Annotated in this window: 25 protein-coding genes; 18 read left to right on the top strand and 7 right to left on the bottom strand. The window is 75.0% G+C overall.

From position 1 onward, the window contains the following. The first annotated feature begins 49 nt into the window (after positions 1-49). The 14 genes from F8568_RS39700 (at position 50) to F8568_RS39635 (ending at position 16,515) form a co-directional block, all read left to right on the top strand. Complete coding sequence (locus F8568_RS39700) at positions 50-2,953, top strand: nitrate- and nitrite sensing domain-containing protein (protein ID WP_151598832.1); 2,904 nt, start codon at positions 50-52, stop codon at positions 2,951-2,953. Then, positions 2,953-3,408: a roadblock/LC7 domain-containing protein gene (locus F8568_RS39695; protein WP_151598914.1), complete on the top strand. Its 456-nt coding sequence runs from the start codon at positions 2,953-2,955 to the stop codon at positions 3,406-3,408. Before F8568_RS39700 ends, F8568_RS39695 begins: the two co-directional genes overlap by 1 nt. 44 nt (positions 3,409-3,452) lie before the next feature. After that, entirely contained in the window at positions 3,453-3,830 is a 378-nt protein-coding gene (locus F8568_RS39690; RefSeq protein WP_151598830.1) for a DUF742 domain-containing protein, read from the top strand. 160 nt (positions 3,831-3,990) lie between these two features. After that, positions 3,991-4,584 carry a GTP-binding protein gene (locus F8568_RS39685; RefSeq protein ID WP_207750436.1) on the top strand — a complete coding sequence of 198 codons (594 nt, stop codon included), beginning with the start codon at positions 3,991-3,993 and terminating at the stop codon, positions 4,582-4,584. Between the two features lie 105 nt (positions 4,585-4,689). Continuing rightward, complete coding sequence (locus F8568_RS39680) at positions 4,690-7,551, top strand: sensor histidine kinase (protein WP_151598912.1); 2,862 nt, start codon at positions 4,690-4,692, stop codon at positions 7,549-7,551. Beyond that, positions 7,548-7,991: a roadblock/LC7 domain-containing protein gene (locus F8568_RS39675; RefSeq protein ID WP_151598827.1), complete on the top strand. Its 444-nt coding sequence runs from the start codon at positions 7,548-7,550 to the stop codon at positions 7,989-7,991. The genes F8568_RS39680 and F8568_RS39675 overlap by 4 nt, the downstream gene beginning before the upstream one ends. After that, complete coding sequence (locus F8568_RS39670; protein WP_328601231.1) at positions 7,988-8,503, top strand: DUF742 domain-containing protein; 516 nt, start codon at positions 7,988-7,990, stop codon at positions 8,501-8,503. Before F8568_RS39675 ends, F8568_RS39670 begins: the two co-directional genes overlap by 4 nt. After that, on the top strand, positions 8,484-9,092 hold the full coding sequence (locus F8568_RS39665) for a GTP-binding protein (RefSeq protein WP_151598826.1): 609 nt from the start codon (positions 8,484-8,486) through the stop codon (positions 9,090-9,092). The genes F8568_RS39670 and F8568_RS39665 overlap by 20 nt, the downstream gene beginning before the upstream one ends. Positions 9,093-9,333: 241 nt before the next feature. Next, a complete protein-coding gene (locus tag F8568_RS39660; protein WP_202125889.1) occupies positions 9,334-10,539 on the top strand; it encodes an ROK family transcriptional regulator in 1,206 nt (401 codons plus the stop codon). Positions 10,540-10,555: 16 nt separating this feature from the next. Then, positions 10,556-12,115 (top strand): sugar ABC transporter ATP-binding protein, encoded by a 1,560-nt coding sequence (locus F8568_RS39655; protein WP_151598825.1) that lies wholly within the window; start codon positions 10,556-10,558, stop codon positions 12,113-12,115. Beyond that, a complete protein-coding gene (locus tag F8568_RS39650; RefSeq protein WP_328601230.1) occupies positions 12,112-13,146 on the top strand; it encodes an ABC transporter permease in 1,035 nt (344 codons plus the stop codon). The genes F8568_RS39655 and F8568_RS39650 overlap by 4 nt, the downstream gene beginning before the upstream one ends. 92 nt (positions 13,147-13,238) lie before the next feature. Beyond that, positions 13,239-14,303 (top strand): ABC transporter substrate-binding protein, encoded by a 1,065-nt coding sequence (locus tag F8568_RS39645; protein ID WP_151598824.1) that lies wholly within the window; start codon positions 13,239-13,241, stop codon positions 14,301-14,303. A 59-nt stretch (positions 14,304-14,362) separates the two neighbouring features. After that, on the top strand, positions 14,363-15,511 hold the full coding sequence (locus tag F8568_RS39640; protein WP_160573927.1) for a Gfo/Idh/MocA family protein: 1,149 nt from the start codon (positions 14,363-14,365) through the stop codon (positions 15,509-15,511). Continuing rightward, complete coding sequence (locus tag F8568_RS39635) at positions 15,511-16,515, top strand: sugar phosphate isomerase/epimerase family protein (protein WP_151598823.1); 1,005 nt, start codon at positions 15,511-15,513, stop codon at positions 16,513-16,515. The genes F8568_RS39640 and F8568_RS39635 overlap by 1 nt, the downstream gene beginning before the upstream one ends. Before the next feature lie 69 nt (positions 16,516-16,584). Here F8568_RS39635 and F8568_RS39630 read toward each other — a convergent pair whose 3' ends face one another. Together F8568_RS39630 and F8568_RS39625 are read right to left on the bottom strand one after the other, a co-directional pair. Further along, positions 16,585-17,289, bottom strand: a complete 705-nt coding sequence (locus F8568_RS39630) for a cupin domain-containing protein (protein WP_328601229.1) — start codon at positions 17,287-17,289, stop codon at positions 16,585-16,587. 114 nt (positions 17,290-17,403) lie between these two features. Then, positions 17,404-17,652, bottom strand: a complete 249-nt coding sequence (locus F8568_RS39625) for a hypothetical protein (RefSeq protein WP_151598822.1) — start codon at positions 17,650-17,652, stop codon at positions 17,404-17,406. A gap of 291 nt (positions 17,653-17,943) precedes the next feature. Between F8568_RS39625 and F8568_RS39620 the strand changes: the two genes are divergently transcribed. Continuing rightward, positions 17,944-18,243, top strand: a complete 300-nt coding sequence (locus F8568_RS39620; protein ID WP_151598820.1) for a hypothetical protein — start codon at positions 17,944-17,946, stop codon at positions 18,241-18,243. Between the two features lie 9 nt (positions 18,244-18,252). On the opposite strand, the gene F8568_RS39615 is transcribed toward F8568_RS39620, so the two are convergent. Continuing rightward, positions 18,253-19,185: an NADP-dependent oxidoreductase gene (locus tag F8568_RS39615; RefSeq protein WP_151598900.1), complete on the bottom strand. Its 933-nt coding sequence runs from the start codon at positions 19,183-19,185 to the stop codon at positions 18,253-18,255. 141 nt (positions 19,186-19,326) lie between these two features. Next, positions 19,327-19,911 carry a Uma2 family endonuclease gene (locus tag F8568_RS39610; protein ID WP_151598819.1) on the bottom strand — a complete coding sequence of 195 codons (585 nt, stop codon included), beginning with the start codon at positions 19,909-19,911 and terminating at the stop codon, positions 19,327-19,329. A gap of 202 nt (positions 19,912-20,113) precedes the next feature. Here F8568_RS39610 and F8568_RS39605 point away from each other — a divergent pair, with 202 nt between their 5' ends. Next, positions 20,114-20,665: a DUF1707 SHOCT-like domain-containing protein gene (locus tag F8568_RS39605; protein ID WP_151598817.1), complete on the top strand. Its 552-nt coding sequence runs from the start codon at positions 20,114-20,116 to the stop codon at positions 20,663-20,665. 109 nt (positions 20,666-20,774) lie between these two features. Further along, on the top strand, positions 20,775-23,306 hold the full coding sequence (locus tag F8568_RS39600; protein WP_151598815.1) for a hypothetical protein: 2,532 nt from the start codon (positions 20,775-20,777) through the stop codon (positions 23,304-23,306). A 158-nt stretch (positions 23,307-23,464) separates the two neighbouring features. Here F8568_RS39600 and F8568_RS39595 read toward each other — a convergent pair whose 3' ends face one another. The 3 genes from F8568_RS39595 to F8568_RS39585 all read right to left on the bottom strand — a co-directional run bounded on the left by F8568_RS39595 (position 23,465) and on the right by F8568_RS39585 (position 25,930). Then, entirely contained in the window at positions 23,465-23,653 is a 189-nt protein-coding gene (locus F8568_RS39595; protein WP_151598813.1) for a hypothetical protein, read from the bottom strand. Positions 23,654-23,782: 129 nt separating this feature from the next. Then, on the bottom strand, positions 23,783-25,654 hold the full coding sequence (locus F8568_RS39590) for an endonuclease/exonuclease/phosphatase (protein ID WP_328601228.1): 1,872 nt from the start codon (positions 25,652-25,654) through the stop codon (positions 23,783-23,785). 84 nt (positions 25,655-25,738) lie between these two features. Further along, positions 25,739-25,930: a ferredoxin gene (locus F8568_RS39585; RefSeq protein WP_151598811.1), complete on the bottom strand. Its 192-nt coding sequence runs from the start codon at positions 25,928-25,930 to the stop codon at positions 25,739-25,741. A 161-nt stretch (positions 25,931-26,091) separates the two neighbouring features. Here F8568_RS39585 and F8568_RS39580 point away from each other — a divergent pair, with 161 nt between their 5' ends. Next, positions 26,092-26,790: a class I SAM-dependent methyltransferase gene (locus F8568_RS39580; protein WP_236009944.1), complete on the top strand. Its 699-nt coding sequence runs from the start codon at positions 26,092-26,094 to the stop codon at positions 26,788-26,790. Positions 26,791-26,910 lie beyond the last annotated feature (120 nt).

Raw genomic sequence — 26,910 nt, 5'->3', positions numbered from 1 at the left:
GGCCACCCGCGCGCAAGGTCCGACTACGTGCCGGAACGTTCGAGGTCCCATGAGAACCGCACGCACGCGCCCGATCCGGTCCAAGGTCGCCGCGCTTCTTCTCGTTCCGCTCGTCTCGCTGGTCGCGATCTGGGCGTACGCGGCCGAGCTCACTGGCCGCTCCGCCCTCGCCCAGCGCAAGTACCACACGCTGAACGACCAGTTCGCCGCGTCCGGGCAGGCGCTGCTCGTCGCGCTGGGCAACGAGCGGCAGGCGTCGGTCGTGTACCTCAGCGGCCCGCGCAAGGCGGCGTCCACGCCCGCGGCCCTCACCGCCCAGCGCGCCCGCCTGGACAAGGCCGTGGCCACCTTCCGCCGCACCTCCACCTCCGACGCCGCGCGCGGCGCCACCACGGCCGAGATGCGCTCGCGGGTCTCGGACGTGCTGAAGGCGCTCGGCGGCCTCGGCGAGCTGCGCGCCGCCGTCGACGGCCGCAGGATCGACCGGCTGACCGCCGTCAACGACTACAGCAGCATGGTCGACGTGATGCACCGGCTGTACGACAGCCTGATCGTCATCGACGACTCCTCGCTCTACAACTGGACGCTGTCCGACCGCGCCGCCGGGCGCGCGATGGAGCTGCTGCAGCGCGAGAACGCGCTGGTCGCCGGCGCGCTCGTCACGCACGGCCGGATGACCGCCGCCGAGCACCGGATGTTCCTGGAGATGCTCGGCGAGCAGCGCTGGCAGTGGCAGCGGCAGCGCTCGCTGGCCGACCCGAAGATCTACGCGCGGCTCACCGCGCCGGTGTTCGCCTCCACCCAGTACCACGCGTACAAGGACATCGAGGACCAGATCGCCGCGCACGACCGCGGCCCGCTGCCGATCAGCACCTGGCAGTGGCAGGAGACCGCGCAGCCGCTGGTCCTGTCGGTCAACCAGATGATCCTGGCCAACACCGACGGCGCCGCCGCCCGCGCCGACCGGCTGGGCCGCGACGCCTACATCCGGCTCGGCGTCGTCGGCGGCGTCGGCCTGCTGGTCATCGCCGGGTCGGTGCTGCTCGCGCTGCGGTTCGGGCGCGGCGTCGTCCGCGAGCTGGTCGGGCTGCGCGGCTCCGCCGAGGAGCTCGCCGACGAGCGGCTGCCGCGGCTGGTCGAGCGGCTGCGCCGCAACGAGGCCGTGGACGTCGAGGCGGAGGCGCCCGCGCTGCCGCGCGGCCGCACCAGCGAGGTCAACCGGCTCGCCGAGTCGTTCGCCAAGGTGCAGCGCACCGCCGTGGACGCCGCCGTCGGGCAGGCAGAGCTGCGCGCCGGCGTCAGCCGCATCTTCCTCAACATCGCCCGCCGCAACCAGTCGCTGCTGCACCGCCAGCTGACGATGCTGGACGGGCTGGAGAGCCGCGCCGAGGCCGACGACCTGGAGGCGCTGTTCCGGATCGACCACCTCACCACCCGCATGCGGCGGCACGCCGAGAGCCTGATCATCCTGTCCGGCGCCACCCCGGGCCGCGGCTGGCGGCGCCCGGTGCACATCACCGACGTGCTGCGCGCCGCGATCGCCGAGATCGAGGACTACACCCGCGCGGTCGTGCTGACCGACTCCGAGGACGGCCTGGTCGGCGCCGCCGTCACCGACGTCGTGCACCTGCTGGCCGAGCTGCTGGAGAACGCGGCGTCGTTCTCCCCGCCGAACACCGAGGTGCGGGTGATGGCCGAGCGGGTCGGCAACGGCTTCTGCGTGGAGATCGAGGACCGCGGGCTCGGCGTGAAGCCGGAGACGCTCGCCGAGATCAACCGGCGGCTCGCCGAGCCGCCGGAGTTCGACCTGGTCGACACCGACCGGCTGGGGCTGTTCGTCGTCGCGCGGCTCGCCGCCCGGCACGGCATCGACGTGTCGCTGCACCGCTCCCCGTACGGGGGCGTCACGGCGATCGTGCTGATGCCGCACGACCTCGTGGTGCCCGCCGACCGGATGGACGAGGACCCCGCGATGCTGGACGGCGGGACCGGCACGCCCGCCGTCGAGGCGCCGGCGGGCGACGACGACCACGCGCCGTCCGGCGGCGCGGACGCCCCGTCCAAGAGCGGGCCGGGCGGCGCCGAGCCCCTCGACGCCGAGCCCGTGGACGCCGAGCCCGTGGACGCCGAGCCGGTCGGGAAAGGACCGGTCCAGGCGGTTCCGGCCGACGCCGGGACGGCGTTCATGGGCACCCCGTACACCGGCGTCCCGTTCGGCGGGACGCCGCGCCCGGAGGTCGTGACGCGCGCAGAGGTCGTCCCGGACGTCGGCGTGTTCGCCCGCCGCGAGCCCGCGCCCGCCGACCCGCCGCGCCCCGGCGCGGCGGGGCCGGAGCCCGTGCCGCTGCGCGAGGCGCCGCCCGTGCTGCCGCAGCTCGCCGGCCCGGCGGCCCCGTGGGGCCGGCCCGAGGACGCGGCGCCCGCCGCGCCGTCCCGCGGGCCCGGTGCCGGATCCGCGAACCCGTGGTCCGACGACGCAGGCACCGACGCCGGCGCGGTGCCGGCCTACGCGTCCGACGACCCGTCCGACGCCGACGGCTGGGTGCCCGCGCCCGTCTACGCGCCCGGCGTCCGCCCGTCCGGCGCCCTGGCGGGCGCGCCCGGCCGCGGCGACCGCGACGAGCCGGCCGCGGAGCGCGGTGCGCATGCGGGCGGTGACGCGGCGTGGGACGGCGGCGAAGATCGCGGTACCGTCGACGGCGGCGAGCGCCCTCGGGGCGCGGAGGGCGGCTCTCCCGCCGGAACCCACGCGGGCCTGCCCCGCAGGGTCCGGCAGGAGAACCTCGCGCCGCAGCTGCGCAAGGAGCCGCCGCCGCTGCCCCCACCGGTGGGCGGCGGCACCGCCGGCGGGGTCGCGAGGTCCCCGGAGGAGGCGCGCTCGCTGATGGCCTCGGTACAGCAGGGATGGCGGCGCGGCCGCGCGTCCGATGGGGAGGATGAGGGGACCCGATGATGCACAACACGGCCACCGGCGAGCTGAACTGGCTGCTCAACGACTTCGCCGAGCGCGTCGCGAGCGTGCGGCAGGCGGTGATCCTGTCCCGCGACGGCCTCGCGGTCGCGGCGTCCAGCGAGCTCGGCCGCGAGGACGCCGAGCACCTGTCCGCGCTGGCGTCCGGCGTGCAGAGCCTCGCGCGCGGCGCCGGCCGGCACTTCGCGGGCGGCAATGTCCGCCAGACCATCATCGAGATGGACGCGCTGCTGCTGTTCGTCACCGCCGCCGGCGACGGCACCTGCCTCGCGGTGATCGCCGAGGCGGAGGCCGACGCGGGCCTGGTCGCCTACGAGATGGCGGTGCTGGTCAAGCGGGTCGGGCAGCACCTGCAGGCCGCCCCGCGCTACGAGGCCGCCGGCGGCGGCTTCGGGGGCGGTTTCGGCGCGGGGGGAGCGGCCCCGCAGGGCCGGTGATCCGGGCGGAGCCCGTCCCGGGGGAGATGTGGGGGTAGTGACCGATGGACCCGTCGGCGGAGCGGTGGCTGGACCGGGAGGCCGGCCCGCTCGTCCGCCCCTACGCGCGGACCCGGGGCCGCACCCGTCCCGCGGGTGAGGGCTTCGAACTGATCGCGGTCGTCGCGGCGACCGGCGCGCAGCCGGGCGACCGGCTGCGCTACAGCCCCGACCACGTGCGGCTGCTGCGCGGCTGCGCCCGCCCGGTCGCCGTGGTCGACCTGGCCTCGGAGTTCGGGCTGCCGCTCGGCGTCGTCCGGGTGCTGCTCGGCGACCTGCGCGACGAGGGGCTGATCGCGGTGGTGGACTCCGCCGCCCCCGCCGGCGGGCGGCCCGGACGCGGCGTGCTGAGGGAGGTCCTCAATGGCCTACGCGCCCTCTAACCCCAACGAGGCGGCCCCCGGCGAGGCGGCCCCCGGCGAGGCGGCCCCCGGCGAGGCGGCCCCCGGCGAGGCGGCCCCCGGCCGCGCGGCGCCGGGCGGCGGCGAGCATCCCTGGTTCGGCGGCCCCGCCGAGCCGGACGCCGGCGCGGGCGCCCGCCCGCTGGTCACGACCAAGATCCTCATCGCGGGCGGGTTCGGCGCCGGCAAGACCACCTTCGTCGGGTCCATCAGCGAGATCCGGCCGCTGCGCACCGAGGAGCCGCTGACCGACCGCGGCGTCGGCGTGGACGACCTCACCGGCGTGCAGGCCAAGACGACCACGACCGTCGCGATGGACTTCGGCCGCATCACGCTCTCCGACCAGCTGCTGCTCTACCTGTTCGGCACGCCCGGCCAGGACCGCTTCTGGTTCATGTGGGACGAGCTGGCGGCCGGCGCGATCGGCGCGGTCGTGCTCGCCGACACCCGCCGGCTGACCGGCTCGTTCCCCGCGATCGACTACTTCGAGCGGCGCCGCCTGCCGTTCGTCGTGGCCGTCAACTGCTTCGACGGGGCGCAGCGGCACGACCCGCGGGACGTCGCGATCGCGCTCGACCTGGACCCGGGCGTCCCGGTGCTGCTGTGCGACGCGCGCCGCCGCGCGTCCACCAAGCAGGTCCTCATCGCGCTGATGGAGCACGTGCTGAGCTGGCCGGACGCCGACGACCCCGGACATGACGCTCGGTCACCTGATCGTCGCGGACCCGCGACGTAGTAGAGTCCGGCAGACCCCCGTACATCCCGCATCGGGAGGTTTCCCCCGCATGTCGCATCCCCCCTCCCCGAAAGCCGCCGATGTGAGCATGGTCCCCCTGCCGTGATGGGCCCCCGCTTCTCCTCCATCCGGGCGAGGATCACGCTCCTGGTCCTCGTGCCGCTGCTCGCGCTGGCCGCGCTGTGGATGTTCCTCACCGGGATCACCTACGGGGACGCCCACGAGCTGCTGCAGAGCCGCAAGTTCCAGCAGGAGGCGGTGCTGCCGACCCAGCGGCTGCTGAACGCGCTGCAGAAGGAACGCCGGCTGTCGATGGCCGACGCCGGGTCGTCGCGCGCGGCGAACCCCGACGTGCTGCGCACGCAGCGGCAGGTGACCGACGGCGCCGTCAAGGAGCTGCGCAAGGGCTTCGGGGACGGCGCGCTGCGCGGCTCGATCCAGTCGAGCGTCGTCAAGCGGATGGACGACCTGCTGGCCAAGCTCGGCACGCTGGAGGCGACCCGCCGCGGCGTCGACGACCGGGCGTCCACCCGCGCCGAGGTGCTGGCCGACTACAGCGGCATCATCGACGCCGGCTTCGCGATCTACATGGCGACCGCCCCGGACAACGGGACGATCACCGCCGACGCCCGCACCCTCACCTCCGTCGGCCGCGGCCGGGAGTTCCTGTCCCGCGAGGACGCGCTGCTCACCGGCGCGCTCGCCGCCGGGCACCTGAGCGCCGCCGAGCGCGGCGAGTTCGCGCAGCTCGTCGGCGCGCAGCGGATGGCCTACGCCGACAACGTCCCGAGCCTGCCGGCCGTCGACCGCGCCCGCTACGAGCGCCTCACGGCCACGCCGCAGTTCGCGCAGCTGCGCAAGCTCGAGGACCAGGTCATCCGGGAGACCGAGCCGGTCCGCACCGCCGCGAAGAAGAAGCCGGCCCAGGGCCGGACGGCCGCCGGTACGGGTTCCGGAACCGGGCAGGGCGCCGCGTCCGGGACGGGCTCGCAGGGCGGCGCCGCCGGCCGGACGGCCCGCACCGCGAAGACCCCGGTCGTCGACCCGGCCCAGTGGCGGAGCGTCGCCGACGACGCCGACGACGGCCTCTACCGCTTCGAGAACCGCACCCTCGACGACCTCACCGGCCGGTCCCAGCACGTCGCGGTCGGCGTGTTCGTCCGGCTCGGCGTCGCGGGCGGTCTCGGGCTGCTCGCCGTCGTGCTGTCCGCCCTCATCGCGATCCGGGTGTCGCGGCGGCTGCTGCGCGAGTGCCGCACGCTCGCCGGCGCCGTCGTCGACTTCACCCGCACGCGGCTCCCCCTGCTGGCCGAGCAGGTCCGCGCCGGGCGGCCCGCCGAGCCCGAGCCGGAGCCCGCCGTCGACTTCCGGATCCGGGAGATCCGGCAGATCGCCGACTCCTTCGACCGGGCCCGCGAGGCGGTGCTGGTCGCCGCGGCCGGCGAGGTCGCGGCGCGGCGCGGGATCAGCGAGGTGTTCGTCAACCTCGCCCGCCGCAACCAGGCGCTGCTGCACCGCCAGCTGAGCCTGCTCGACACCATGGAGCGCCGCACCGAGGACCCGTCGGAGCTGTCGGACCTGTTCCGCCTCGACCACCTCGCGACCCGCATGCGGCGGCACGCCGAGGGCCTGGTCATCCTCGCCGGCAAGACCGCCGGGCGCGGCTGGCGGCGGCCCGTCCCGCTGGTGGACGTGGTGCGCGGCGCCGTCGCCGAGGTCGAGGACTACCCGCGCGTCCGGGTGCAGCCGCTGCCGCGGATCGCGCTGCTCGGCTCCGCCGTCGCCGACGTCATCCACCTGCTCGCCGAGGTGGTGGAGAACGCCACCACGTTCTCGCCGCCGCAGTCGCCGGTGCGGGTCAGCGGGCACCCGGTCGCCAACGGCTTCGCGATCGAGGTGGAGGACCGCGGCCTCGGCATGACCGAGGAGGCGCTGCGCGCCGCGAACGCCCGGCTGGACGACCCGCCGGAGTTCGACCCGTCCGACAGCGCGCAGCTCGGCCTGTTCGTCGTGGCGCGGCTCGCCGAGCGGCACGACATCAAGGTGACGCTGCGGCAGTCGCCGTACGGCGGCACGACCGCGATCGCGCTGATCCCCGGCTCGCTCATCGTGGACACCGCCGAGCCGGAGCCCGTCCAGCGCCGCGACACCGGGCCGATGCGGCTGCCCGCCGCGCCCGCGGGCGCGCTGCCGGCGCCGGCGCGCGCGGCGGTGGAGCAGGCCGGTGTCGTGCGGCTGGTCGCGGAGGCCGAGCCGGTGCGGGCCGACTCGCTCCAGGCCGGCCCGATCGCCGGCGTTCCCGCACAGCCCGATCCCGCACAGCCCGATCCCGCGCAGCCCGATCCCGCGCAGCCCGATCCCGCGCAGCTTGAGCCCGCACAAGCCGAGCCCGTCCAAGCCGGGCCGGCTCGGCCCGATCCGGCGACGAGCGAGCCTGCCGGGGCGCAGCCGGTGCGGGCGGAATCCGGACGGCCCGAGCAGGCCGGCGACGAGGCGCCGCTGCCGGAGCGCAGGCGTGCCGCCCCCGAGCCCGCCCAGGCGGCGGGCGGCGAGCCCGCGCCGCCGCAGGAGGGCGAGCTTCCGAAGCGCCGCCGGCAGACGCACCTCGCGCCCCAGCTGAAGCAGCGGGTGGACGCCCACCTGGCCGAGCGGGGGCAGGCACCACCGCCCGCCGCCGCGCCCCAGCCGTCCGAGCCCTGGCGGCCGGCGTCGCGGGAGCCGTCGATGCCGCTCGCGGCCCCCGTTCCCGCCGACGCGGGAGCTCCGGACGTCCCGCCCGGCGATGGGACCGCTCCACCGGACGGCCCGGACGCGGCGCGCTCGCCGGAGTCCATGCGCTCGATGATGTCCGCCATGCAGCGCGGCTGGCAGCGCGGCAGGCGGGAGGCGGCCGACGCCGAGGCGCAGGCACCGCCCGGCCTTGACGATCAGCCCAACCGAGGTGACCAGGAGGACGACGCCCCATGACAGATGCCCAGCATCCCGGCGCGAACGCCGCGGGCGGTGCCGGCGGCGAACTGAACTGGCTGCTCGACAGCCTGGTCCAGCGCGTCGCCCAGGTGCAGAACGCGGTGGTCCTGTCGAGCGACGGCCTGCGCATGGCGGCCTCCCGCGGCCTGGGCCAGGAGGCCTCCGACCACCTCGCGGCCGTCGCCGCCAGCTTCCAGAGCCTGGCGCGCGGCGCGGGCGAGTCGTTCGGCGGCGGCCCGGTCCGGCAGACCATCGTGGAGATGGAGTCGGCGTTCCTGTTCGTCACCGCCGCCGGGCGCGGCGCCTGCCTGGCGGTCCTCGCCGACGCCGACGCCGACCTCGGCATGATCGCCTACGAGATGGCGATGCTCGTCACCCGGGTCGGCCAGCACCTGTCGGCCAGCCCGCGGGCGGCCGCCGCCGAGGGCGGCGTGTGAAGGTGGACGGGACCGAGAGTTCGGTGCCCGAGTGGCCGCACCGGCACCCGGCCGGCGCCGAGGCCGGCCCCGTGAGCGGTACTGCGGGCGGCTCGCCGGCGGCCGGGCCCGGCGCGCCGGGCGGGTCGGCGTGGTTCGACGACGCCGCCGGCCCCGTCGTGCGCCCCTACGCGCTCACCGGCGGCCGCACGCACTACGACGGCGTCGAGTTCGACCTCGTCGCGCTGATCGAGGCCGTCGACGCGCCGGACGGCGCGGAAGCATCTCCGGCTATTCCGGCATCCCCGTGGTCGCCGGAGCCGGAACATGACATGATCCTGGAGCTTTGCCGCACCCCGTTGTCGGTTGTCGAGATAGCGTCGGATCTGGAACTTCCCCTCGGGGTCGTCCGCGTCCTGCTCGGCGACCTGCTCGACCGCTCGCTGATACAGGTCCGGCGCCCCGCGCCGGTGGCGCAGTTCCCCAGCGAGCGCGTACTCAAGGAAGTGATCGATGGAATCCGTGCGCTCTGACGCGGCCGCCCAGGCGGGCGATTCCGCGCTGACCGTCAAGATCCTTGTGGCCGGTGGCTTCGGAGTAGGCAAGACCACCCTGGTGAGCGCGGTCAGCGAGATCCGTCCGCTGCGCACCGAGGAGGCGCTGACCGAGAAGAGCATCGGCATCGACGACACCTCGGCGGTGGCGTCCAAGACGACGACGACCGTGGCGATGGACTTCGGCCGGATCACCCTGCCGAACGGCCTGGTGCTGTTCGTCTTCGGCACGCCCGGCCAGGACCGCTTCTGGTTCATGTGGGACGAGCTGGCCAAGGGCGCGCTCGGCGCGGTGGTGCTGGTCGACACCCGCCGGCTGGCCGACTGCTTCGCCTCGGTGGACTACTTCGAGCGGCGCGGCGTGCCGTTCATCATCGGCGTCAACCGGTTCGACGGCGCCGGGCGGCACACCCACGACCAGGTGCGCGACGCCCTCGACCTGGCTCCCGAGATCCCGGTGATCGACTGCGACGTGCGCGACCGCGAGGACGCCAAGCGGGTGCTGATCACGCTCGTCGAGCACATCATGCGCACGATGAGCGCCGGCCGCCAGCCGGTCACCTACTGAGCCGTCAGGGGGTGTGGGGGGTCGTCCCCCTCGGGAAGTACTGAGCTGAGGGGAGAGCCCCGGACCCGGCACGTCCCGGTCCGGGGCTTTTTCATGACCGACTTTGTCCTACGAATGGAGAAAGTTGGTACGAGTTGAAGGAAAGGTCTTCTCAAAGCGGCGAAAGCCGGTTACGGTCTCCGCATGAGACCGGGGTCACACGGCCCCGGGACCGCCGAACGGAACCCGAGAGGACGGCGTGATGCGCATGCCGGCTCGTCCGCAGAACGTGCATCAGGCACGGCTGCTGCGGCTGCTGCGCGACGAGGGCCCGCGCTCGCGCGCCGAGCTGGGCGACGTCGTCCGGCTGTCGCGCTCGAAGCTGGCCGTCGAGCTGGACCGGCTGGTCGAGCTCGGGCTGGTGGAGGGCGCCGGGCTCGCGGCGTCGCGCGGCGGGCGGCGGTCCGGGATCGTCCGGCTGTCGCCGAGCCTGCGGTTCGTCGCGTTCGACATCGGCGCCACCTCGATCGACGTCGCGGTGACCGACGGCGCGCTGGAGGTGCTCGGCCACGTCAGCGAGGCGTGCGACGTCCGGCAGGGCGCGACCGCGGTGCTGGACCGGGCGCTGGACCTGCTCGGCAAGCTGCGCGACGAGGGCCTGATCCCGCGCGTGCACGGCACCGGCATCGGCGTGCCGGGGCCGGTGAGCTTCCGGGACGGCATGCCGGTCGTCCCGCCGATCATGCCGGGCTGGGACCGGTTCCCGGTGCGCGACGCGATCGGCGCGGAGCTCGGCTGCCCCGTGCTGGTGGACAACGACGTGAACCTGATGGCGCTCGGCGAGCTGCACGCGGGCCTCGCGCGGTCGGTGGACGACTTCCTGCTCGTGAAGATCGGTACCGGCATCGGCTGCGGCATCGTCGTGGACGGCGCGATCTACCGCGGCGTGTCCGGCAGCGCGGGCGACATCGGGCACATCCGGATCGACGACGACGGGCCGATCTGCGCGTGCGGCAACGCCGGCTGCCTGGAGGCCTACTTCGGCGGCGCGGCGCTCGCGCGGGACGCGCGGGCGGCGGCGCGCTCGGGGGAGTCGCCGCAGCTCGCCGCGTTGCTGGAGGCGCACGGGGAGCTGTCGGGCGAGCACGTCGCGCAGGCCGCGGCGGCGGGCGACCCGGCGTCGGTGCGGATCATCCGGGAGGGCGGCCGGCACGTCGGGCAGGTCCTCGCCGGGCTGGTCAGCTTCTTCAACCCGGGCCTGGTGATCATCGCCGGCGGCGTCGCCGGGCTCGGCCACACCCTGCTCGCGGAGATCCGCAGCGTCGTCTACCGCCGGTCGGCGCCGCTGGCGACCGGCAACCTGCCGATCGTGCTGTCGGAGCTGGCCGGCGCCGCCGGGGTGGTGGGCGGCGCCCGGCTGATCAGCGACCACGTGTTCTCCCCGCCGCCCGACCCGCGTCCCTCCTGACCCCCGAGGAGGCCCGATGGGCCCGTCCGACCCCGAACCGCTGCTGCGCATGCGCGGCATCGTCAAGCAGTTCCCCGGCGTCCGCGCGCTGGACGGCGTCGACCTCGACGTCCGGGCCGGCGAGGTGCACTGCCTGCTCGGCCAGAACGGCGCCGGGAAGTCCACCCTGATCAAGGTGCTGGCCGGCGCGCACCAGCCGGACGCCGGCGAGATCGTCTTCGCCGGCCGGCCGGCGCGCCTCGCCGGGCCGACCGCCGCGATGCGGGCCGGCATCGCGACCATCTACCAGGAGCTCGACCTGGTCGACGGGCTGTCGGTCGCCGACAACATCTTCCTCGGCCACGAGCGCGCGACGCTCGGCTTCACCCGGCGCGGCGACGCCGAGCGCGCCGCGCGGGAGCTGCTCGGCCGGCTCGGGCACGGCGAGATCCCGCCGCGCCGCGAGGCGGGCCGGCTGCCCGCGGCGGGCAAGCAGGTGGTCAGCATGGCCCGCGCGCTGTCGCACGACGCCCGGCTCATCGTGATGGACGAGCCGTCCGCCGCGCTCGCGCACGACGAGGTCGCGAACCTGTTCCGCATCATCCGGGAGCTGACCGCGTCCGGCGTCGCGGTCGTGTACATCTCGCACCGGCTGGAGGAGATCCGCGAGATCGGCGACCGGGTGACCGTGCTGAAGGACGGCCGGTCCGTCGCGAACGGCCTGCCCGCCAAGACGACGAAGACCGACCACATCGTCTCGCTGATGACCGGCCGCGACATCGAGTACGTCTTCCCCGACCGCCCCGCACCGGACGGCGACGACGCCGGAGACGGCGACGGCGGCGCCGAGGAGGGCCGGGCCGAGGTGCTGCGGGTCGAGGGGCTGACATTGCCCGGCGCGTTCGCGGACGTGTCGTTCTCCGTCCGGGCGGGCGAGATCGTCGGGCTGGCCGGGCTCGTCGGGTCGGGCCGCTCGGAGATCCTCGAGGCGGTCTACGGTGCGCGGCGCCCGGCGCGCGGGCGGGTGCTGGTGGACGGCCGGCCGGTGCGGCCGGGCGACACGGGCGCGGCGGTGCGGCGCGGGATGGGCATGGCGCCGGAGGAGCGCAAGAGCCAGGCGCTGCTGCTGAACGACTCCGTCGCGGGGAACGTGACGGTCGCGGGCCTGCGCCGGTACTCGCGGTTCGGCTGGCTGAACCGGCGCCGCGAGCTCGCGGACGTCCGGGAGCAGATCGAGGCGCTGGACATCCGGCCGCCCGATCCGCGCCGCCCGGTGGTGACGCTGTCGGGCGGCAACCAGCAGAAGGTCGTGCTGGCGCGGTGGCTGGCGGGCGCGCGGAACCTGCGGCTGCTGATCCTGGACGAGCCGACCCGCGGCGTGGACGTCGGCGCCCGCGCCGAGCTGTACGCGGTGATCCGCGCCCTGGCGGCGCGCGGGATCGGGGTGCTGCTGGTGTCCAGCGAGGTGCCCGAGGTGCTCGGCCTCGCCGACCGGGTGCTGGTCGTCCGCGAGGGCCGGGTCGTGCACAGCGGCGCGGCCGCCGGGCTCGACGAGGCCGCCGTACTCAACATGATCATGGAAGGGAGCGCCCTGTGACCGAGACGGACGCGGGCGTGCGCGGCGCCCCGGCGCGCGGAGCGTGGGCGAAGGGGCCGCTGCGGCCGCTGCGGCGCGCCGGCGCGGGCCGCGGGCCGGGCGAGTTCCGGCACCTCGGGCTGGTCGCCGCGCTGGCGCTGCTGGCGGTGGTCGGCGTGATCAGCGAGCCCGACAACTTCCCGACCTCGGGCAACCTGGTCGGGATCCTGGCGCTGGCCGCCACCATCGGGGTGATCACGGTCGGCCAGACGTTCGTGATCATCGGCGGCGGGATCGACCTGTCGGTCGGGTCGGTGATGGCGCTGGCGTCGGTGTGGGCGACGACCGTGGCGACGCAGTCGTACGGCCCGGCGGTGATGGCGCTGTGCGCGATCCTCGTCGGGACGGGCGCGGGCGTCGTCAGCGGCCTGCTGATCTCCTACGGCCGGATGGTGCCGTTCATCGCGACGCTGGCGATGCTGGTGTCGGCGCGCGGGCTGGCGCAGCGGATGTCGGACCGCAAGACCCAGCTGATCAGGCCGGAGAACGACGCGATCGAGTCGCTGTCCACCACGAAGGTGCTCGGGCTGCCGCTGGTGGTGTACATCTTCGCGGCCGTCGCGGTCGCCGGGTGGGTGCTGCTGAACCGCACCACGTTCGGCCGCCGCACGTTCGCGGTCGGCGGCAACCCGGAGGCGGCGCGGCTCGCGGGGATCGACGTCCGGCGGCACACGCTGCTGCTGTACGCGCTGTCGGGGTTCTGCTGCGGCGTCGCGGCGATCATCATCATGGCCCGCACCACCACCGGCTCCAGCACCCACGGCGACCTGTACGAACTGGACGCCATCGCCGCGGTGATCATCGGCGGGACGCTGCTGACCGGCGGGCGCGGCACCGTCGCCGGGTCGATCCTCGGCGTGCTGGTGTTCACCCTCATCACGAACCTGTTCATCCTGAACGGCCTGCAGACCAGCGACCAGCTCATCGCCAAGGGCGTGATCATCGGCATCGCGGTGCTGCTGCAGCGCCGCGGCCTGCGCTCGCCCACCTGACCCCGTTGCCCATCCGACCCCTGACACACCCCTGACCCGTCCGTCCCGCCGCGCGCCCCCCGCCCCCACCCCCCGGAAACCAGGAGCACGTCATGCGCGACCAGAGCACCCGCCCCACCCGCAGAGGCGTCCTGTTCGGCGGCGCCGCCGTCGCGGCCGGCGCCCTCGCGACCGCCTGCACCAGCAACAAGGAGAAGGACGACCCCGCCCCGGCCGCGCAGACCGGCGCGCTCGGCGGCGACAACGACAAGCCAGGCAAGCAGGTCGTGATCGGGTTCTCCGCGCCCGCCGCCGACCACGGCTGGACGGCCGCGATCGCCAAGAACGCCGAGGCGCAGGCGAAGAAGTACAAGGACGTGACGTTCAAGCCCGTCCAGCCGACCAACGACATCAACCAGCAGATCTCCGCGGTCGAGTCGCTGATCTCGGAGAAGGTGAACGTCTTGGTGATGCTGCCGAACGACGGCGAGCAGCTGAACCAGGTCGCGCGCAAGGCGATGGACGCCGGCATCCCGGTGATCAACCTGGACCGGGTGTTCCCCGACAAGCTGTCGTACCGGACGTGGATCGGCGGCGACAACTACGGCATGGGCGTGTCCGCCGGGCACTACATCGGCAAGAAGCTCAAGGCCAAGGGCGTGTCGAACCCGGTGATCGTGGAGATCCAGGGCATCGCGACGCTGCCGCTCACGCAGGACCGCAGCAAGGGATTCGCGGACGCGCTGAAGTCCTACGGCTACTCCGTCACAGCCAAGCAGGACGCCAAGTTCACCGTCGAGACCGGCAACCAGGTCGCGTCGAACCTGCTGCAGGCGCACAAGAAGATCGACGCGCTGTGGAACCACGACGACGACCAGGGCGTCGGGGTGCTCGCCGCGATCAAGCAGTCCGGCCGCAAGGAGTTCTTCATGGTCGGCGGCGCCGGGTCCGCGAACGCGATGCGGGAGATCAAGGCGGGCAACGGGGTGCTGGAGGCGACCGTCACCTACCCGCCGACGATGGCCGCGTCCGCGGTCCGGCTGGCCCGGTTGCTCGCGCAGGGCAAGGGCATGGCCGACCTGGTGGAGCTGGAGCCGCCGCAGTCGATCACGCTGGCGTCGGAGACCGTCACCAGGGACAACGTGGGCCGCTACCTGCCGCTCGGCTTCGAGTCCTGAGCGCCGGGGGCCGCGGCGCGCCCGCCGGAGACCCCGGCGGGCGCGCCCCGTACAGAGAGGTGAGCACATTGACCACCGTCGGAGTCGGGATGGTCGGGCACGCGTTCATGGGGCGCGCCCACTCCCAGGCATGGCGCAGCGTCGGGCCGTTCTTCGGGCCGCCGCTGACCCCGGTGATGGCCGCTCTCGCCGGACGCGACGCCGTGCGGGCCGCCGCGGCCGCCCGCACGCTCGGGTGGGCGTCGTCGGAGGGCGACTGGAAGCAGCTGCTGCACCGCGACGACGTGCAGATCGTCGACATCTGCACGCCGGGCGACACGCACGCCGAGATCGCCGTCGCGGCGCTGGACGCGGGCAAGCACGTCCTATGCGAGAAACCGCTCGCGAACTCGTCGGCGGAGGCGGAGGCGATGGTGGCCGCCGCGGAGCGCGCGCGGGCGAAGGGCGTCCGGTCGATGGTCGGGTTCAACTACCGGCGCGTCCCGGCGGTCACGCTCGCCCGCGACCTCGTCGCCGACGGGCGCATCGGGACCGTCCGGCACGTCCGCGCGCAGTACCTGCAGGACTGGCTGACGGACCCGGAGGCGCCGTTCAGCTGGCGGTTGGACCGTGACAGGGCCGGTACGGGCGCGCTCGGCGACATCGGCGCGCACATTATCGACACCGCGCAGTTCGTCACCGGGCACCGGCTCGTCGGGGTGTCGGCCGTGATGGACACCTTCGTCCCGGAACGCCCGAAGCCCGGCGGCGGGACGGCCGCCGTCACGGTGGACGACGCGGCGCTGTTCATCGGCCGCACCGACGGCGGCGCGCTCGCCTCGTTCGAGGCCACCCGGATGGCGACCGGGCGCAAGAACGCGCTCCGCATCGAGGTCAGCGGCTCGTCCGGCGCGCTGTCGTTCGACCTGGAGGCGATGAACGAGCTGTGGTTCTACGACGGCACCGAGGACGCCGAGACGGCGGGGTTCCGCCGGATCGTCGTCACCGAGCCCGTGCACACCTACGCCCGGCAGTGGTGGCCGCCCGGCCACCTGCTCGGCTACGAGCACACCTTCACCCACCAGGCCGCCGACCTGCTCACCGCGATCGCCGGCGGCACCGACCCGAGCCCGTCGTTCGCCGACGGCCTGCGGGTGCAGCGGGTGCTCGACGCGGTCGCGGCGAGCGCCGCGTCCGGGGCCTGGGCCGACGTCGAGGGGAGCCTGTGATGGCGCGACCGATCACCCTGTTCACCGGCCAGTGGGCCGACCTGCCGTTCGAGGAGGTCTGCCGGCTGGCGTCCGGCTGGGGCTACGAGGGCCTGGAGATCGCCTGCTGGGGCGACCACTTCGAGGTCGACAAGGCCCTCGCCGACGACGACTACGTCCCGCGCCGGCTCGAGACGCTCGCCGAGCACGACCTCAAGGTGTTCGCGATCTCCAACCACCTCGTCGGGCAGGCCGTCTGCGACCTGCCCGACGAGCGCCACCAGGCGATCCTGCCCGCGCGGATCTGGGGCGACGGCGAGCCCGAGGGCGTCCGCCGCCGCGCCGCCGAGGAGATCAAGGACACCGCCCGCGCCGCCGCCCGCCTCGGCGTCCCCACCGTCGTGGGCTTCACCGGCTCGTCGATCTGGCACACCGTCGCGATGTTCCCGCCCACCCCCGAGGCGATGGTGGAGCGCGGCTACGCCGACTTCGCCGCCCGCTGGAACCCGATCCTCGACGTGTTCGACGAGGTCGGCGTCCGGTTCGCGCACGAGGTCCACCCGAGCGAGATCGCCTACGACTACTGGACGACCGTCCGGACCCTGGAGGCGATCGGGCACCGGCCCGCGTTCGGGCTGAACTTCGACCCGTCCCACTTCGTCTGGCAGGAGCTCGACCCGGTCGGGTTCCTGTTCGACTTCCGCGACCGGATCTACCACGTCGACTGCAAGGACACCAAGGTCCGCACCGGCGACGGCCGCCGCGGGCGGCTCTCCTCGCACCTGCCGTGGGCGGACCTGCGGCGCGGCTGGGACTTCATCTCCACCGGCCGCGGCGACGTCCCCTGGGAGGACGTGTTCCGCGCCCTCAACGCGATCGGCTACGACGGCCCGATCTCGATCGAGTGGGAGGACGCCGGCATGGACCGCCTCCAGGGCGCCCCCGAGGCACTGGAGTTCGTCCGAGCGCTGAACGCGATGGAACCCCCGTCCGCCGCGTTCGACGCCGCCTTCTCCTCCGACTGACCCCCTGCTCGCGGCGCGCCGCCCCTTGAGGCCACGCAGGAGACGGCGCGCCGCGCTCGATGCCGGATGTCAGGGGCGGGCGCGGAAGTCGGCGAAGTCGAAGCCGGGGGAGACCACGCAGCTGACCAGCACCTCGTCCGGCCCGGCCGGGCGCGCCGCCTGCCACACCCCCGGCGGGACGACGGCCTGCGGCATCTGCCCGGCCGCCACGTCCGCGCCCAGCGTGACCGTCTCCGGCGCGTCCGCCGGTTCGCCGCCGTCCCCGCCGAGCAGGAGCGACAGCGGGCCGCCGCGGTGCCACAGCCACATCTCCGCCGAGCGCACCGCGTGCCACATCGACTCCTCGCCGGGCGGCAGCAGGAAGTAGATGCCGGTCGCGGTCGCCCGCTCGCCCGGATAGCCGTCCGGGGAGACCGCCACGTCCGACCGCCACGTCTCCCGGTACCAGCCGCCCTCGGGATGCGGGAGCAGGTCGAGGGCCTCGGCGGTGGCGGGACGGTCCAGCAGCGCGACGTGCCGCCCGTCCGGCCCGCGCCGCACGTACCGGACGGCCGTCGCCGCGGACTTGTCGATCACCCCGCGCGGCGGCCGCAGCCCCGGCTCGGGGTCCAGCGCGACCGCGACGAGCTGGCCGGCGTCGCCGCCGTACACGTCGTCGGCGATGGCGAGCAGGTCGGGCTCGGAGTCGGGCGCCCACACCGCGCCCGCGTCGGACAGGACGAACCGGGGGCCGGGCTGGTCGCGCCAGCCGTCGAGCGTCGTCAGCAGCAACACCCTCCCAGGCTAGGGAAGAACCGGACCGCCGGTCCCTCGCGTCGCGGCGTGTTGCCGTCAAGAAGCCCTCATGGCGACAACACGCCGCTGCTCAACGCCCGTGCCGGACGCCGGCTACTGCCAGATCTCGAGCACCCACCCGGCGCCGGTGACGTACAGGCACCTGTACGGCCAGCCTTCCCGCTCGTACTGCTGGCCGGCGTCGACGCACTTGGACTTGGTGCCATAGGTGCCGACGTCCCACCACGTCGCGGCGGGCGCCGCCGGTGCCGCCTGCGCGGGGAGCGCGGCGACGCCGACCGTCAGACCGAGGCCGGTCGTGAGCGCGGCGGCCAGGACGGCGGCGCGTGTACGCAGGTTCACTGCGCGGGAGCGTGTGAACAAGGAGAACCCCTCTTCCTGCTATGGAGGGCGCCTTCCGGCGCCCTCGCTGACTCACTCTCTATGAGGCCCGGCCCGGCCGGATTGTGACGTTCCACACTGGCCGGGACCGGCCGGGGGCCGGCCGTCGCCGCGGGGCGTGAAACTCGTTCGCGCGCGTGCGAGGCAGGGTGGCGCCCCGCCGGCGCCGGACGGCTGCGCGCCGCGCTCCTCGCCCTCGCCGACGAGGACCCGCTGATCCGCGCGCGGCCCGCGTCGTCCGGCGCCACCCCGGTGCTGCTGTTCGAGGCGGAGGTGCCCGGCGACGCGCTCGGCCCCGTCCTCGCCGCGCTCGGCGGCCTCGGCGCGGCGGCCGTCGAGCCCGCGCCCGGACCGGGCGGCTGGACGATCAAGGGCGAGATCCCCGCCGGGCGCGCGCGGGAGGCGGAGGCGGCGCTGCCCGCCCTCGCCCGCGGCGAGGGCACCTGGTGGTCCGAGCCGTCCGGCGAGCGCCGCGTCACCGCGCCGTCGCGGCCGCGCACCGGCGCCGACCCCCTCGACCGCGCCGCCTACCTCCGCCACCTGAACCGGTGACGGGGCCGCTCACACCGTGAGGACGATCTTGCCGGACACCCGTCCCGTCTCGCCCCGCTCGTGCGCCTTGGCGGCGTCCTCCAGCGGCAGCACCGTGTCGATCTCGGCGCGCAGCCGCCCGGACGCCGCCAGCTCCGCGATCCGCGCCATCGCGTGGAAGTCCGGCTCGACCAGCAGCCCCTCGAAGCGGACGCCGCGCTCGGCGGCCTGGGCCGCGACGTCGCCGGACTGCCCGCGCCCCACGATCGTCACCAGCGTCCCGCCGCGCCGCATCGTGCGCAGCGAGCGCGGCGCGTAGTCCCCGCCGATCGTGTCCAGCACCACGTCGACGTCCTCGGCCGCCTCGGCGAAGTCGACGCTCCGGTAGTCGATCGGCTCGTCCACGCCGATCTCGCGCAGGAACGCGTGCTTCGGCTCGCTCGCCGTCCCGAGGACGTACGCGCCCCGCGCCTTGGCGATCTGCACCGCGAGGTGGCCCACCCCGCCCGCCGCCGCGTGCACGAGCACCCGCTGCCCCTCCCGCACGTCCGCCGTGTCCACCAGTGCCTGCCAGGCGGTCAGCGCGGCCAGCGGCAGCGCACCGGCCTGCACGTGGTCGATGGCCTCCGGCTTGCGGACGAACGTCCGCGACGGCGCCACCACGTACTCGGCGTGCGACCCGACACCGCCGGGGTAGCGCAGCATGCCGAACACCTCGTCGCCCGGCTTGTGGATCGTCACCCCGAACCCGACCTCCTCCACCACGCCGGACACGTCCCAGCCCAGCGTGAACGGCGGGTCCGGCAGGAAGATCTTCATCGCGCGGTGCTTCCAGTCGGTCGGGTTCACCCCGGCGGCCCGCACCCGCACCAGCACCTCGGTGGGCCCCGGCTCCGGCCGCTCGACCTCGACCAGCTTCAGCACCTCGGGCCCGCCCAGCACGTCCTGCCTGACCGCCCGCATCAGCTCCGACATGGCATTACTCCCTTTCTCGGTTGCGACGCACCCACTCTGCCCGGCCGCCGGGGCGGCAAAAAGCGGCGAGATCGCCAACAACTGAAAGGATCTGGCCACCGGCCTCCCGGCCTCCGGCCGGAGGGAGCCTCAGTCCATCTCGGAGAGGCGGACGGGATCGAACCGGATCGGGAACGGCGCCGTCAGCGTCACCGTCTCGCCGGACCGCGCCCTGCCCGCCACCTCGTAGCGCCCGCCGGCCAGCTCCAGCATCGTGATCGACGGGCGGGGCTCCAGGTCGATGATCCAGTAGTGCGGGATGCCGGTCGCCGCGTACTCCTCGACCTTGCGGACGCGGTCGATCTGCTCGTTCACCGTGCGGGGCGTCACCACCTCGGCCACCAGCATCAGGTCGGGGCCGTAGTAGGTGCGGGTCCGCCGCTCCAGCGCGGCGCGGGCCACGTCGCGGGCGACGGCGAACACGTCCGGCTTGCGGACCCCGGCCGGGGTGGTGACGTCCTGCGGCGCGCCCGCCACGTGGACGTCGGCGTCGGCCTGCCGCGCCGCGTCCTTGAGGATCGTCTTCAGCGTGTCGGCCGCGTGGTCGTGCCACAGGTCGCCCGGCAGCTCGTTCAGCCAGCCGTCGGCGAGCTCGTAGCGCCGGCCCTCCTCGGGCATCGCGTCCAGGTCGTACAGCGTGTACGGGCCGTGTGCACGCCCCGCCGTCCCGCCCATGACCGTCCCCCCTCAATCAACGGGCCGATCCGAATCTACCGGCCGGACGCCCGCGAGTCCGGCACCCATGATCGCGAGTCGGATCCGGGCGAATCTCTCGCAAACCGAGCGAGATCGAAATAAGATACATCGCGAGTCTGCTCGACCCTCCACCCGCCGGAAGGTCCAGGCTGAAGGCAGACCGCCGCGAAGGAGATGCGAGATGACCGTCGAACAGCGAAAGGGCCTGCGCGCCTCGGACGGCGACCGCGACCGGGTCCTCGTCCGGCTGCACACCGCCTACGCCGAGGGCCGGCTCACCGAGGCCGAGCTGGACGAGCGCATCGACCTCGCCCTGGCCGCCCGCACCGACACCGACCTCGCCGAGGTCGCGTCCGACCTGCCGGCCGCCGCGACCGCCGCCCCCGCCGGGCACGGGCCCGCCGGACGCTTCCAGCTGGCCTACAAGAGCGGCGTCCGCCGCACCGGCCGCTGGCGCCTCCCCGAGAAGTACACCACCGTCATCTACAAGGGGCGCTCCCTGCTCGACCTGCGCGCCGCCGAACTGGACGGCCCCGTCACGACGATCCGCGTCCTCGCCTACAAGTCGACCGTCGAGGTGATCGTCCCGCCCGGCGTCCGGGTGGAGACCGGCGGCATGGGCGTCTCCGCCGACCTGCACGGCGCGCCCGGGCCCGACGCGCCCGTCGTCCACATCCAGGGATTCGCCTACAAGGGGGCGATCGAGGCGAAAGATCGGATCCGTCCCGCTTGAGGTGATAGAACGCTCCAGCGGCCTGATCGGCCGCCGTTCACGCCGATGTGCGAACAACCACCGGTGTGGCGCGGTTTCATAGTGGTCCCAGGACCGTGAAGGAGCGCGTGTGACGGCGAGGACCCCGGAGCGGGACGGCGCACCGTCCCCGGCCGGAGCGGAGCCCCCTGCCGACGACCGGCCGGCCGGATCGCGCGCGGTCAGACGCCGGCTGACCTTCGGCGTGGCCGCCGATCTCGCCGACCTCCCGGCGGCCCTGTCGCCCTGGCAGCGCGCCTACGAGGCGTGGCGCGCCGCGGGCATCCGCTGGGGCCACGGGGCGCCGCCCCGCGAGCGCGCCGCCGCCCCGCAGCCCGAGGCCCCCGCGAGCCTCAACGCGATCCGCGCGGACGCCCCGCCCGCCCCCGAGGACGCGGACCCCGAGCCCGCCGTCGCGCCGTCCGAGACCGAGAAGGGCGAGAAGCCCGACGCGGCGGCCGGGAAGGCGCAGGCGGAGCCGCCCGCGCGTGCGAGAAGCCGGGGCTCGCGGAGGCTGCGGGTCGCCGTCGCGGGGACGGCCGGGCTGGTGGTCGTCGCGGGCGGCGTGCTGTTCGCGCTCGATCAGGGCGGCGGCTCGGAGAAGCCGCGCCCGCCCGCGGTGGTCCCGGCCGGAGCGCTGTTCGCGACGGACCCGGCGGCCACGACGGACGGCCTCGTCCAGGACCTCGGCGTGATCGCCGCGTCCGGGCGGAAGGTCGTCGCCGCCGGGACGGAGGGCGACGGCACGCCGGGGCAGGAGCGTGCGCGGTTCCTGGTGTCCGCGGACGGCGGGCACGCGTGGAAGGCGGCGAAGGTGCGCGGCGCGGACGGCGCGGAGCCGCCGGCCGGGGAGCTGCCGCGGCTGATCGCGGCGGGGCCCGGTGGCTGGGCGGCGCTCGGCCGGTCTCCTGCGGGCACGGTGGTGTGGCTGAGCAAGGGCGGCGCGCTCTGGACGCGGCACCTCGACACCTCCGCGTTCAAGCCGGACGACCAGGTGAACGCGCTGGCCGCGACCGCGCACGGGTTCGTCGCGGTGGGCTCGGCGAGCGGCCGGGCGGTGGTGTGGAGCACCGCGGACGGCCGGGCCTGGCAGCGCGTCGACGGGCTGCAGGCCGGGATCACCGGGCTGGACCGGGTCGCGGCGTCCGGCGGCGTGCTGGTGACGCACGGGACGTTCAGCCGGAAGGTCACCCGCAAGAAGGGCAAGAAGAAGGTCACGCGGACGGTGCGGAGCGATGGCCTGTGGCGGTCCGCGGACGGTGGGCGGACGTGGACGGCGGTGGCCGTCCCGCAGGCGCAGGGGTCGCAGGGTGCGACGATCGGCCTGGTCGCGGGCCCCGGCGGGTTCGCGACGGTGCGCGAGGGGCGGCGGACCACCGGCCGGAAGAAGCATCGCAGGACGACGCGGTTCGGGGTGCTGTTCACCTCCCCGGACGGGCGGAAGTGGCAGGCCGCGGGCCGGTTCTCGGTGCCCGGGTACGCGGGCGTCGAGCGGTTCGGCGGTTCCGCGGCGGGGCTCGGCGTCCTGGTCGAGGGCGCGAAGGGGCAGCGGACGGTGCTGCGCAGCGACGACGGGCGCACCTGGCGGCCGTCGGGGACGGTGGCGGCGCCGGTGCGCAGCAGCGGCCTCGCGGTCGCGGCGGGCGGCGCGGTCACGGTCGCGGGGCGGCAGGGCGGCGACGCGTACCTGTCCGGCGTGAATCTGGCGGCGGTGCCGGGCGCGGTGCACACCGAGCGGTCGGTCCGGTCCCTCGCCGCCGGCCCGGGACGGGCGGTCGCGGTGGGCAGCACGAACGGCGGCGCGGCGGTCTGGAGTTCGCCGGACGGCCGCGGCTGGACGCGCGGCCGGGTGCCGTCCGCGCCGGGGCGGCTGCTGGACGTGGCGTTCGGCGGGCAGGGGTGGCTCGCGGTCGGCCGCACGGCGGGCGCGCGGCCGGGCGCGCTCGCGATGACGTCGCGGGACGGGACGGTCTGGGAGCCCGCGAAGGTGCCCGCCGGTCCGCTCAGCGCGGTCGCGTCCGGCTCCACGGGTTACGTGGCGGTCGGCGGCGGCACGGTGTGGCGGTCGGCCGACCTCAAGACGTGGCAGCGCGCCGCGGTCGCCGGGAACCTCATCGACGTGGCGCCGGCCGGTTCCGGTTACGTGGCGGTCGGCGGGCGCGACGGCAAGCCGGCCGTCTGGACGTCGCCGGACGGCGCGAAGTGGACGCCCGCGCCCGCGGCACCGCCCGGCACCGGCCCGCTGACGCAGGTCGCCGCGCGCGGGAACGCGCTGCTCGCGGCGGGAGCGGGTGCGAGCCTGCTGGTGTCGCCGGACGCCGGGCGGACGTGGGTGCAGCGCACGCCGCCGGGCGCGCGGCAGGTGACCGCGGCCACCGCGACGCCGCGGGGATTCGTCGTGGCGGTCGCGACCGCGCCGGGCGGCGCGGCCGTGTTCGGCTCACCGGACGGGAACGCGTGGCGCCGGGTGCCCGCGCGGGGTCTCGGCGGCCGTACCGGGCGGAGCCTCACGGCGCTGACGTCCGCCGGGAAGACGCTCCTGGCGACCGGTTCCGGCGTCCGCGACGGCGCCGAGACGCCGCTGCTGTGGCGGGCGCCCGCCCCGGAGGCGGCGACGCCCTAGCGGAAGATCACCCGTTGCAGCCGCAGGAGCAGCCCTTCGGGCAGGAGCATCCGCCGCCGTGTCCGCAACTGCAGTCTTTTTTCGTCATGAGCGGAACGTACCTCTTTGAGCGTTTTGGGGTCTATGACCCCGACGGAACAGGAAGGTGCCGCCACAGGTCAACCGTGGATGTGCAGATCCACGCCCAGCAGAATGAGCACCCAGAGGAAGATGGCCAGCAGCGCGCTGCCGACCTGGCGCAGCAGCGGGGCGTCGATGTAGCCGCGGTCCCAGGCGACGAACACGCCGATGATGAGATAGATCAGGCCGACCAGGCTGATGTGGCGCGACCGATATCGATAGGCCATGGGGGACGTCTCCTCCCGGAGGGGGTGTGGCGATCGGTCGCTGCCCCCGCCCCGGAGAGAAAAACACCGGCGGGTTTCCGGATCGTCCATAGACGATCTTTTCGGTAACGCCGGAACGGGGAGACCGCGTCACCTGCCGGGCAGGTCGATGCGCACCACGGTCGGGTCGTGGTCCCCGGCGCGGGACGCGAACTCCGACGCCCGGTGCACGATGTCGAACCGGTGCCTGCTCCTGGCCAGCGACGGGCTGAGCAGGATGTGGTCGAGGTCCTCGGAGTTCCCGCCGGTGACCGCGGTGTACCGGTCCCCGGCGGGCAGCCTGGCGGGCAGGTCCGCGAGCCCGGCCTCCTTCGTCAGGGCCTGGACGGGCAGGGACGTCCCGCCGTCGTTGAGGCCCCCCGCCACGATCACGTCGGCCTTCTTGCCCGCCGCCCGCACGGACCGGACGAACCCGGCGACCACCCGGGCCTGCGCGTCGCGGCGCCACTCGGTGGGGCTGGACGGCGGCTGGTACCGGCCGAAGGCGGGCTGGTCGTCGCCGGTGCGCGGGTACCAGTCGTCGGCGACGACGATGATGCGCCGCCCCCGCCACGTGACCTCCCCGGCCAGCGGCTTGCGGGCGCCGCTCCAGGCGGCGTTGCCGGGGGAGATCCGGCCGGGCGACCGGGACAGGGCCGCGGTGCCGTCCGCGCGGCGCAGTGGCTTCGCGGCGGTGACGGCCGGGTCGGGCTGCGCGGCGGGCGGCGGGTCGGCGAGCGGCTCGGTCGCGGCGGGGCGGTCGACGAACGCGAGCCCGCGGTCGGTGCGGAACAGGAACCCGATCCGGCTGTTGCCGCCCTTCTCGCCGCCGTCCGCGCCGTCGCGCGGGTTCACCGAGCGCCAGTCGTAGGCGGGGCCGCCCGCCTCGCTGATCGCGGTGATCAGCTGCGCGACGGTCTGGTCGGCGGCGACGGTGCCGTCGTCGTGCGGGCCGCTGTTGTCCTCCAGCCCGCTGACCGCCACGAGATCGGGGGAGCCGAGGCCCTGGACGATGTCGCCGGCCAGGTCGCGGAACCGCTGCGGGGGGCTGTCGGGGTTGAGGCCGGACAGCCCGGCGGTGCCGACGGCGAGCTCGCCGGGCCGCTGCCGGGCCGCGGCCTCCTGCGGCAGGCCGCCGTCGGCGCGCCGCGGGGCGGCGGTGAGCAGCAGCGTGAAGTCGCCGTAGGAGTAGTCGAGGACGCCGTCGTCGGCGCCGGGCAGCCGGTCGCCGACGTTCATCCCGGGCAGCGGGGCGAGCGCGTCGTCCAGGACGATCCGCTCGGGGTTCGCGTCGCCGTCGCGCAGCAGGAGGCCGCCGCGCTTGGTGCGGGTCCCCGCGCCGGCGCCGTTGGCGGGCAGCACAGGCACCTGCCCGTCGCGGGACGGGCCGACCGCGACGGCGTCGCTGATCCGGACGCGCATCCCCTCCAGCGACTCGTAGAAGTCGAGGCCGCTGCGCTTCGGATCGAGCGCGCCGCCCTTCTCGACGTCGCCGCGGCGGGCCGAGATCACGGCGGTCGGGGGCCGCCGCCCGCCGGGCCCGATGACGACGGGGGCGGGCGGCGCGGCGCCGTGCGCGGTCACGCTCGTCGCGGTCGCGTCGATCTCGGTGCGGGTCAGCCCGGCGGACCCGCCGCCCGGCCGGTACTCGCGGACCTTCCCGTTCACCCGGACCGCGTCGCCGGCGGCGGCGGACGGCCGGGTGCGGGTGAAGACGAAGACGCCCTCGGACGTCGCGGGGTTCCGGTCGGGGCGGGGGTCCTGCATCCAGAAGCCGTTGCCGGTGACGGCGGTGACGACGCCGGGGACGCCCGCGACGGCGGCGCCGTTCAGCGGCGAGACGTGCGCCGCGCCCTGGACGTCGTGGATCCGCCGCCCGGTGAGGGGCGCGGCGGCGTGCGCGGCCGGCGGCACGGCGAGGGGGACGGCCAGCAGAACGGACGCGAGCGTCCCGAGAGGGCCCGCTGCAGCTGCGTACGCCACCCGCACTCCACGATCGTCTAGTCGTCCGAAGGGCACGAAGCAGGATGGCACGGGAACCGGACAACTGACGAACCGCCGGGTGTACTACTCCTCTAGGGTCAGCGCGGCCTTCGGGCACGAGCGGACCGCGTGCCGGACGCGGTCGGCCTCCTCGGCCGGCACGTCCGGCTTGAGGATCTCCAGCTCGTCGTCGTCGTTGAGGTCGAAGACCTCGGGGGCGAGCCCGACGCAGACGCCGTTGGCCTCGCACACCAGCGGGTCGACCCGTACTCTCATCGGCTTCTCCGTTCAACGTTCGCTCGGACGGGCGCCGCCCAACCTACCGAACCGGGTTCTGGCACCGGCCGCCCGCCCGGAAAAGTAGAACACGTTCCAGTCTGGTGCGGCAACACCGGGGCGAGACCCGAGTCTCATTCGGCGTTGGATAAAGTGCGCGGATGAACGGAACCCCGTCTGTGACGGAGATGCCGGCGGACCTGCTCCGCGCCGCCCGCTGCGCCAAGGGCTTCATGCCGGACGACGAGGGCCGCGTCCTCTACGAGACCGCCCTGGAGTACGGTGCCCGGCTCGCCGCCACCGGTCCGCTGCTGGAGGTCGGCAGCTACTGCGGCAAGTCGGCGATCTACCTCGGCGCCGCCGCCCGGCAGGCCGGCACGGTCGTCGTCACCGTCGACCACCACCACGGTTCCGAGGAGAACCAGGCGGGCTGGGAGCACCACGACCCGTCCCTGGTCGACCCCAGCACCGGGCGGATGGACACGCTGCCGACGTTCCGCAGGACGGTCGGCGCCGCGGGCCTGGAGGACCAGGTCGTCGCCGTCGTCGGGCAGTCCCGGACGGTCTCGGCGTTCTGGCGCGCACCGCTGGCGCTGCTGTTCATCGACGGCGGCCACGCAGAGGAGCACGCGCAGGGCGACTACGAGGGCTGGGCACCCCACGTCGCGCTCGGCGGTGCCCTGGTGATCCACGACGTCTTCCCCGACCCGAAGGACGGCGGCCGGCCTCCCTACCACGTCTACCTGAGAGCCCTGGCAAGCGGCGCCTTCGAGGAACGCCGCGCCCAGGGCTCCCTACGCGTCCTGGAACGCGTAAAGGACACCGACCCAACCACCCCACCCCGCCCAACCACCCCATAAACCCGGGGCCGTCGGCAGGGGGTGTGGGGGCGGAGCCCCCGCCGGGGGGCGTGGGGGGGCTGGCCCCCCACCGGGGGTGGCCGAAGCCCGGAGCGGAGCGCTAGCGGAGCGGAGTGGCGC

Source organism: Actinomadura physcomitrii (assembly GCF_008923205.2).
Classification (GTDB): domain Bacteria; phylum Actinomycetota; class Actinomycetes; order Streptosporangiales; family Streptosporangiaceae; genus Spirillospora; species Spirillospora physcomitrii.
The sequence above is the reverse complement of the archived record's forward strand: the minus strand, read 5'-3'. Positions and strand labels throughout refer to the sequence as shown.